Here is a 9,274-nt window from a genome sequence, read left to right on the forward strand (position 1 = left end):
TTTTAACATCTTATTTTAGGTTGATTAATCGCCATAAAAAAGCCCACAATAAAGTGGGCTTTGAGTTAGTAAGGATTATATTTGTAGCCTTTGTTAAACTTTAGCTGATTTTTTAGCTTTGTTAATTGCTTTTTCAGCTACTTCTGCTGGCTCATCAACAACATCTGCGTAAGCTGTGCCGTAGTAAGAAGCTAATAATACTTCTTTAAGCTCTTTGATCAGTGGGTAGCGTGGGTTAGCACCAGTACACTGGTCATCAAACGCATCTTCAGCAAGTTTGTCAACTTTAGCTAGGAACTCAGCTTCGTTAACGCCGGCAGCTTGAATTGACAGTGGAATATCTAATTCAATTTTAAGCTCTTCTAACCAGTTAAGTAATGCATTCACTTTAGTTTCAGTATTACCTTCACGGTAACCTAAGTGCTCAGCAATTTCAGCATAACGAGCACGCGCTTTAGGGCGATCGTACTGAGAGAATGCAGCTTGTTTAGTTGGGTTATTAGTCGCGTTAAAACGAACCGTGTTAGAAATTAATAACGCATTTGCTAAACCATGTGGAATGTGGAATTCAGCACCTAGTTTATGCGCCATTGAGTGACACACACCAAGGAAAGACTGCGCAAAAGCCATACCAGCAATGGTTGCTGCATTGTGAACTTTCTCACGAGCGATTGGGTCTTTTTTACCATTTTTGTAAGAACTTGGTAAGTATTGTTTAAGCATCTTAAGTGATTGCAGAGCGTGACCGTCTGAGAACTCATTAGCAAGAATAGAGACGTAAGCTTCCATTGCGTGCGTTACTGCATCGTAACCACCAAATGCACAAAGAGACTTAGGCATATCCATAACAAGATTTGCATCAACGATAGCCATGTTTGGAGTTAGCTCGTAATCTGCAAGAGGGTATTTAGCGCCTGTTTTCTCATCTGTTACAACAGCGAACGGTGTTACTTCAGAACCCGTACCAGAAGTCGTCGTAATACAAACTAATTCAGCTTTTTTACCCATTTTAGGGAACTTGTAGATACGTTTACGAATATCCATGAAACGCATTGATAAATCTTCGAAATCAGTTTCTGGATGCTCATACATAACCCACATGATTTTCGCTGCATCCATCGGTGAACCACCACCCACGGCTAAAATAAGATCAGGTTGGTAGCTAAGACAGGCTTTAGCGCCTTCTTTTACGATAGCCAGTGTCGGATCAGCTTCTACTTCATGGAATACTTCAACTTCCATGCCTTTCTCTTTTAAGATAGTACGCAAGTCATCAATGTAGCCATTGTTGAATAGGAAACGGTCAGTGACGATTAATGCACGTTTTTTATCGCTGTAATCGTCCATTGCGATTGGTAAACAACCACGACGGAAGTAGATAGATTTTGGTAGTTTATGCCACAACATATTTTCAGCTCGCTTAGCAATGATTTTCTTATTAATAAGATGTTTAGGACCTACATTTTCAGAGACGGCATTACCACCCCAAGAACCACAACCCAGTGTTAAAGAGGGTGCTAGTTCGAAGTTGTAAAGGTCGCCAATACCACCTTGAGATGCAGGTGTATTAATAAGAATACGTGCTGTTTTCATTTTATCACCGAAGTAGGTGATACGATCTTCATTGTTATCTTGGTCAGTGTAAAGCACTGAAGTATGACCAACACCGCCTATATCTAACACGATAGCTGCTTGACGTACTGCATCTTCAAAGTCTTTTGCTTTGAATAAACCTAACGTAGGAGATAATTTTTCATGTGCAAACTCATCATCCCAAGACGCTTCTAAACCTTCACCGATAAGAATTTTAGTGGATGTAGGCACTTTAACACCGGCAAGCTCAGCAATAATATGTGCGGGTTGGCCCACGATTGCCGCATTTAGTGCGCCATCGATAAGCAGTACTTTACGTACTTTATCAGCATCAGATTTGCTCAGCACGGCTGCGCCATATTTAGCGAAACGGTCGCGTACTGCGTCATAAACAGACTCAACAACGATTGCAGCTTGCTCAGAAGCACAGATAACACCGTTATCGAATGTTTTAGACATTAAGATAGAAGAAACAGCACGTTTAATATCAGCTGTTTCATCAATAACAACAGGGGTATTACCCGCGCCAACACCGATTGCAGGTTTACCTGAAGAGTAAGCCGCTTTAACCATGCCCGGGCCACCTGTAGCAAGAATCATGCTGATATCAGGGTGTTTCATTAGTTTGTTAGAAAGGTCAACAGAAGGAACATCAATCCAGCCGATAATATCTTTTGGTGCACCTGCTTTAACTGCGGCATCAAGAACGATTTTAGCCGCAAAGTTAGTTGAATTTTTAGCACGTGGATGTGGTGAAAAGATACAGCCATTACGTGTTTTAAGACAGATTAAAGATTTGAAAATAGCAGTAGATGTTGGGTTTGTTGTTGGTACGATTGCACAAACAATCCCTAGTGGCTCAGCGATAGTGATGGTACCACCTTCATCGTTACGATCGATGATGCCACAGGTTTTTTCATTTTTATATTTATTGTAAATGAATTCAGACGCGAAGTGGTTTTTAATCACTTTATCTTCCATGATGCCCATGCCTGTTTCTTCCGCCGCCATTTTAGCCAGTTCAATACGTGCCGTTGAGGCAGCTAAAGAGGCAGCACGGAAGATTTTATCAACCTGCTCTTGTGAAAAAGTAGCAAACTCTTGCTGTGCGATTTTAACGCGCGCTACCATTTCATTTAATTCAGCAACATTACTTACTGTCATATGTTTTCTCCAAAGATTTATAAAATTAAAAAGTTTAAAAGTTTAAAAATGTTTTACTAAAATTGAGGTTTTTTACAAAACGTATCTTAGTAAATAACTTTCACAATGATTATAGAAATTTACACTTTTTGAGGTATTGATCGAGATCATATTGTAAGTTAATTACAGAAAAGAGTGCAACAGATACCTTTTTAACCACTGTTAGTGATTAACTTTAAAAAAAATGTCTGTTTTATGACATGAAAGTGCGGGTTAGAGCAACTAATTCAATGTGTTAATTCGCTGTTGTAATTTTATTACATTATTAGTGATTGCTAATAATGGCTTTAGTGGATGTTTTATTCGGACGTGCTGCTTTAGCTTCGCCCTTGGTCACAAGGCCGGACTAAAGTCCTACGTCCGAATGATTTTTGTTTTGAACGTGCTGCTTTAGCTGCGCCAATAGTGAACAATACAGAATACAGCACTACGTATTTTGTTTTTTACTTTGGCGTCGATATGGTTTTTCAGGCCGATAAAGATGATAAAAAAAACCTTTACCTGTAAGGTGTTATTTTTGCTCATAATATGGATTCGTTATGTCACAAATGCCCGCATCTGCACGTACTGCGCTCTATTTTGCCGCCATTGTTATCTCATTAGCAGGAATAAAAATAGCGGCACCCATTGTGGTGCCTTTTTTACTTTCACTGTTTGTTGCCATTATTTGTAACCCTGCCATTAATTTTTTAGCTGATCGTAAAATTCCACGAGGGCTTGCTATCACCTTGGTTATCTTTTTTATATTTTCCCTGTTTATTATATTGGGTGGAATTATCGGCAGTTCGGTGACGGGTTTTCAGGCAGCATTACCGAGCTATGAAGCGCAGCTTGCTAGTGAACTCGAGTGGGTTATCAATAAAATGGCCAGCCATAATATTACTATTTCGATGGATGAAGTACGTGCTTATTTTGACCCAAGTAAGATAATGGGATTAGTGACAACAACACTCAGCGGATTTAGTAGTGTCTTAGGTAATATATTTTTACTACTATTAACCGTTGTTTTTATGCTTGCAGAAGGACAAGGTTTTGCCAAAAAGCTACATTTTGCTTTTGATGACTCGGTAGAAACAGAGAAGCGCTTAGACAACGTATTAAATATGGTTAACCGTTATATGGCGATCAAAACCATGATAAGTTTAGCCACGGGATTAATTATTGGTTTTGTCTTGTGGGTAATGGGCGTGGACTTCTTTGTGTTGTGGGCGTTATTGGCATTCCTGCTTAACTATATTCCTAATATTGGCTCTATTATTGCTGCCGTACCTGCGGTTATTCTCACTTTCTTGCAACTCGGCATGATGCCAGCCACGTTTGTTATTGGGTTATTTGTTACTGTCAATATGGTGATGGGCAGTGTGGTTGAACCTAAATTTATGGGGCGCAGTTTAGGGCTCTCAACCTTAGTGGTATTTTTGTCGTTAATTTTTTGGGGCTGGTTATTAGGTGTGGTGGGTATGCTCCTGTCTGTACCGTTAACCATGATCTTTAAAATCGCCTTAGAAAACAGCAGTGATAGCCGTTGGTTTGCTATTTTATTAAGCTCTGATGAAGAGATAGAACTCCTTGCTAAAGAGTTACAAGAAGAAAATGAAGAAGATAATAATGAAGCTAATAGAACAGATTAATTGGTCAACGATCCAAGGTTTACCAGCAACAGAGTGTCAGCGTTTATATCACGGTCGTGGCTTCCATTTTCCTGAAAGTAGTCACATCAATATTGATTGGTTATCGCCCGTTATCTTGATCATTTTGTATAAGGAGAAAGAGCAAGAGGAAAACAGTGCGTGGTTAGCAGAGCTAACTGAATCTTTATTGGCAAAAATGGCAGAGATTGGCTTTGTGGTAAAAAGCGTACAAGTGCAATATCGTTGTCGAGACTTTGCGCCTACTGAGCTACTGTGGGGAGAGGAGGTTACTGATTTTGTCTCTCAAGAAAGTGGCCTAAATTATAAAATAAACCTTGGCAAAAACCAAAACTACGGCATCTTTTTAGACATGAAAAATGGGCGCAGTTGGTTACGTGAAAATTCACTGGGGAAATCAGTGTTAAACCTGTTTTCTTATACCTGTGCATTTTCAACCGTTGCCATAGAGGGCGGGGCGGTAAGTGTCGTGAACCTTGATATGAGTAAAGCAGCGCTCGCTGTGGGACGTGATAACCACCGATTAAATGGACATGATCTCAGTAAAGTTAAATACCTCGGGCACGATCTGTTTAAATCGTGGGGTAAAGTGAAACGGTTAGGCAAGTACGACATTGTTATTGCCGATCCGCCTTCACTGCAAAAGGGCAGTGTGAATATAAAACGTGATTACCCTAAAATTATCCGTCGTTTACCTGAACTGCTTAATAACGGTGGCATCGCATTACTTTGTTTGAACTCCCCTGATCTGGATTTTGCCTTTTTAGAGGCGATAATCAAAACTGAATGCCCGAGTGCGACTATTTTGCAAAAAATAGAACCAGAAAATCATTTTATCAATATCGAACCTGATCGCGGTTTAAAGTGTTTGTTAGTGAAGCTTTAACTGCTGCGCTTTTGACTTTTGTTTTGGAAGTGAGGCTTCAGCCTTGCGTGTTTTGACTTTTGTTTTCAGCAAACAAGGCAGGACTAAAGTCCCACTTCCGTATGTAGCGGCTGCTTCGGCGGAACAAGGCAGGACTAAAGTCCCACTTCCGTGAACTGCTGCTTCAGTGGTAGTGGTTTAAAACAAGGCAGGACTAAAGCCCCACTTCCGTGGAACTGCTGCTTCAGCTGCGGCGGTTTTGGAAGTGAGGGCGAACTGAACTGGCGTATCAACGAATACCACCTGCTTCTATTACCTTTTTTACTTAGGGGGATCTCAGTTTGTGATTGTGCGATATTCGCTGTTGTTTTTGTGTTAATCACTGCATGTTTGCATGGTAAATAGACGTTTCAACATTAACCCTGAATAGTTAATGAATACTAAACGCTCTGTTACCCGCATCATTGCGGGCCTTCTTTGTCTTTCATTCTTCTACTGCGTTGATTGTAAAAGCCATTATTTAAAGTGGCAATAAAGCGATCTACCTCTAAGAGTTATGATCGTCCTCTGTTCACTGCCTTGTTTGCTACTGGCGATTATGAGATCATTTAGCTACGCAAGGTTAATTGTTTTTATATAAACCTTTAAAGTTTGCTTTGTTTCTGTTTTTAGCAACTGGTTTTTCTAATGTGGGCTAAGCTATAAAACAGGAACAAAAGGTAAAACAAAACAAACTTTATTGGATGTTTCATAAAACACACCTTTCACACTCGAGTTGATTTTATTAAAAATCTTGTGCAGGGAAGAAGCTGGCAAGAGAAGGAATTTTGTTAATATCTACTATACGTAGCAGATGTTAATGCCCGTTTTTAATAGAGTTAACTTTTAAAATTGCCACTGTTTCATCTTTCCTCTCCTACAGGTCACGCTGGGGAATCAGAGAGAAAAATAAACAGCGGCAACTTAATTAAGGATAATTAAAATGAAAAAAGTACAAAGTGGTTTTACATTGATCGAACTATTAATCGTTATCGCGATTATCGGTATTTTGGCGGCGGTTGCGTTGCCTGCTTATCAAACTTATACAAAAAAAGCTGAGTTTACTAATTTGACAACAGCAGTTGGTGCAGTTAAATCAGCTGTTGAAATTTGTGCTCAAATAGAAGCTTCAACTCCTGCTACATTTAAAACGAACTGTATTGCTGGTCAAGGTGGCGTTCCTAGTAATACAACTGCTTCAATTGCAGTTACAACTGGGACTGCAGCTCCAACAGGTGCTACTGCTGGTAGTGATATATACTTATCCTCTAAAATTTCAAGCCCAATGGGAAGCCTAGGTGCCAACTCTACATATATTCTTGGTGCAAATTATTCAAGTGGAGCAGTTACTTGGGTTATTGATGAAATTATGAACTAAATATAGTGTCCAATCATAATATCAGCGGCCTTGCTTCTAGCTTGGCCGCTCGCGGTTTACTGCCCCTCGAACAACTGCAACAGATCACCACTTCTGCAATCAATGAAAAAAAATCATTGGTTGCTTATTTAGTTGAAAATAACTTTATTGCCAGTTTAGCGCTGGCGCAGTTTTGCGAAGCGGAATATGGTATTCCTCTCTTAGACTCTGACACCCTCGAACTTGATAATATTCCCGATAAGTTTATTAATGAGAAACTAATAGAGAAGCATCATGCCCTGCCTGTTTATGTACAACAGAAAACCCTCTATATCGCTATGTCTGACCCGACCAATGTCGGCGCACTGGAAGACTTTGGTTTTAGCTTTGCCATGCACACCGAAGCGTTATTGGTGGAAGAGACCTTTTTAAAAGCAGCCATCGAAAAAATCTTAGAGAGTGAAGAAGAGACACTCGGTGAGATGGACATGGGGGACATCGACGACATTGAAATTGATGAATCCGATTCCCGTTTAGACGAAGCACAAGGCGTAGACGATGACGCGCCCATTGTTAAATATATTAATGGTATTTTAATCGATGCAGTGCGCAAAGGGGCATCAGATTTACACTTTGAACCTTACGAAAAAAAATATCGCATCCGTTTCCGTATCGATGGCATCTTAAAAGAGATAGCCACCCCCCCTGTTAATTTAGCTAACCGCTTTTCCGCACGTTTAAAAGTCATGTCAAAACTCGACATTGCCGAACGTCGTTTACCACAAGATGGGCGTATCAAACTTAAAATTTCCAGTAAACGCAGTATTGACCTGCGTGTCAGTACCTTGCCCACTATGTGGGGCGAAAAAGTGGTGATGCGTATTTTAGACTCATCGGCAGCTGCCCTGAATATTGATAAGTTAGGTTACAGTGATGAGCAGAAAGCCAAATATTTAGCGGCATTAGACAAGCCACAAGGCATGATATTAATCACCGGTCCGACAGGCAGTGGTAAAACAGTTTCCCTTTATACGGGGCTTAATATTCTTAATACCGTTGAACGTAATATCTCCACGGCGGAAGATCCTGTTGAGATAAATTTAACCGGTATTAACCAAGTACAAATTAACATTAAAGCGGGTCTGACCTTTGCTTCTGCATTGCGCTCCTTTTTACGCCAAGATCCCGACATCGTCATGGTCGGTGAAATACGCGATTTAGAAACCGCAGAAATTGCCATAAAAGCGGCTCAAACAGGTCACTTGGTATTATCGACCTTGCATACAAACTCCGCTTCTGAAACATTAACCCGTCTATTAAACATGGGCGTACCCGCTTTTAATATCGCCTCATCAGTTTCGCTGATTATCGCGCAACGTTTAGCGCGTCGTTTATGCCCAGAGTGCAAAGCTATCGACCCATACAGTGATGCCGAGCTTAAAACCATTGGTTTTAGTGTCAGTGATGTTGCAGCAGGTTTTACGCTATACAAACCGATTGGTTGTAAAAAATGCAGTGATGGTTATAAAGGCCGTGTGGGCATTTATGAAATAATGGTGATGACAGATAATATTGGCCATATCATTCTTAATGACGGCAACGCCATGCAGATAGCCACTACCGCGGAAGCAGAGGGGATGTTTACCCTACGCCAATCCGCCCTGCACAAAGCCATAGAGGGCGTGACCAGTTTGAAAGAGGTAACGAGGGTTACTTAGTGTTTTCGGAAGTGAGGGCGAATTGAACGGCAGTTCAGGCAATGAGCGGGTAAGCTCTGCGAACCCTTTTTCAGCCTTGCGTGTCGGAGGTGAGGCTTTAGCCTTGCGCTTTTGACTTTTGTTTTTAAAACAAGGCAGGACTAAAGTCCCGCTTCCGTATGGAACTGTTGCTTCAGCTGCGGCAACTTCAACAAGGCAGGACTAAAGCCCTACTTCCTAATATTATGTTATAAGGTAAGTTATGAAACATACGCACTTGCCACATATTGATAACCTTACTTATTATCAGTTTATCACTTTTAGAACCTATGATAGTACAGACTCTTTTGTTGCTGGTTTAGCCACTAAAAGTAATCGAAAATTGCAATTAGCAATGGATGAATACCTCGATTGCTCTTTAAAAGGTGCTTATCTTAAGGGTAATGTTTAATTTGTTTGTCTACTCAGCTCAAAAATGCAGACAAAAAAGATTATGAATTATGTGCGTTTGCTATTATGCCCAATCATGTACATCTACTATTAAAACCATTAATTTCATTGCCTTTAATGATGCAAAAAATGAAAGGAAAAAGTAGTAAGCAGATTAATGAACTATTATTGTTATCGGGCTCTTTGTGGGCGAGAAGTTATTACGACCGAGCAATTAGGTCGCAAAAACATTTCGATGTGACCTATCAATATATAAAGAATAACCCGTTAAAGCTTTGTGAAGATGCTGATAGTGAATTCAGATTTTATGGCTGTTTTGAGTGATATTTAAAACAAGGCAGGACTAAAGTCCCACTTCCATTTGGAACTGCTGCCGGAAGTGAGGGCGAATTTAACGGCAGTTCAGGCAATGAGCGGGTAA

General features: G+C 40.3%; 7 protein-coding genes. 6 read left to right on the forward strand and 1 reads right to left on the reverse strand.

From position 1 onward, the window contains the following. Positions 1-93: 93 nt before the first annotated feature. The gene (gene adhE, locus G322_RS0104800) at positions 94-2,757 is read right to left on the reverse strand and encodes a bifunctional acetaldehyde-CoA/alcohol dehydrogenase (RefSeq protein ID WP_022940673.1); all 2,664 of its coding nucleotides are present in this window, start codon (positions 2,755-2,757) and stop codon (positions 94-96) included. Between the two features lie 578 nt (positions 2,758-3,335). Between adhE and G322_RS0104805 the strand changes: the two genes are divergently transcribed. The 6 genes from G322_RS0104805 (at position 3,336) to G322_RS22600 (ending at position 9,177) form a co-directional block, all read left to right on the forward strand. Beyond that, entirely contained in the window at positions 3,336-4,427 is a 1,092-nt protein-coding gene (locus G322_RS0104805; RefSeq protein WP_022940674.1) for an AI-2E family transporter, read from the forward strand. Further along, on the forward strand, positions 4,405-5,331 hold the full coding sequence (locus G322_RS0104810; RefSeq protein WP_022940675.1) for a class I SAM-dependent methyltransferase: 927 nt from the start codon (positions 4,405-4,407) through the stop codon (positions 5,329-5,331). The genes G322_RS0104805 and G322_RS0104810 overlap by 23 nt, the downstream gene beginning before the upstream one ends. A 961-nt stretch (positions 5,332-6,292) precedes the next feature. After that, entirely contained in the window at positions 6,293-6,727 is a 435-nt protein-coding gene (locus tag G322_RS24495) for a pilin (protein ID WP_022940676.1), read from the forward strand. Positions 6,728-6,732: 5 nt separating this feature from the next. Then, a complete protein-coding gene (gene pilB, locus G322_RS0104820) occupies positions 6,733-8,424 on the forward strand; it encodes a type IV-A pilus assembly ATPase PilB (RefSeq protein ID WP_022940677.1) in 1,692 nt (563 codons plus the stop codon). A gap of 241 nt (positions 8,425-8,665) precedes the next feature. Beyond that, a complete protein-coding gene (locus G322_RS22595) occupies positions 8,666-8,854 on the forward strand; it encodes a hypothetical protein (RefSeq protein WP_084683681.1) in 189 nt (62 codons plus the stop codon). Between the two features lie 5 nt (positions 8,855-8,859). After that, the gene (locus tag G322_RS22600; protein ID WP_084683682.1) at positions 8,860-9,177 is read left to right on the forward strand and encodes a transposase; all 318 of its coding nucleotides are present in this window, start codon (positions 8,860-8,862) and stop codon (positions 9,175-9,177) included. Positions 9,178-9,274: the final 97 nt, after the last annotated feature.

The sequence above is a fragment of the Psychromonas hadalis ATCC BAA-638 genome, assembly GCF_000420245.1.
Lineage (GTDB): Bacteria > Pseudomonadota > Gammaproteobacteria > Enterobacterales > Psychromonadaceae > Psychromonas > Psychromonas hadalis.

Coding starts and splice junctions, on each gene's coding strand:
- adhE (WP_022940673.1), bottom strand. CDS start 2,757: ATGACAGTAAGTAATGTTGCTGAATTAAATGAAATGGTAGCGCGCGTT.
- G322_RS0104805 (WP_022940674.1), top strand. CDS start 3,336: ATGTCACAAATGCCCGCATCTGCACGTACTGCGCTCTATTTTGCCGCC.
- G322_RS0104810 (WP_022940675.1), top strand. CDS start 4,405: ATGAAGCTAATAGAACAGATTAATTGGTCAACGATCCAAGGTTTACCA.
- G322_RS24495 (WP_022940676.1), top strand. CDS start 6,293: ATGAAAAAAGTACAAAGTGGTTTTACATTGATCGAACTATTAATCGTT.
- G322_RS22595 (WP_084683681.1), top strand. CDS start 8,666: ATGAAACATACGCACTTGCCACATATTGATAACCTTACTTATTATCAG.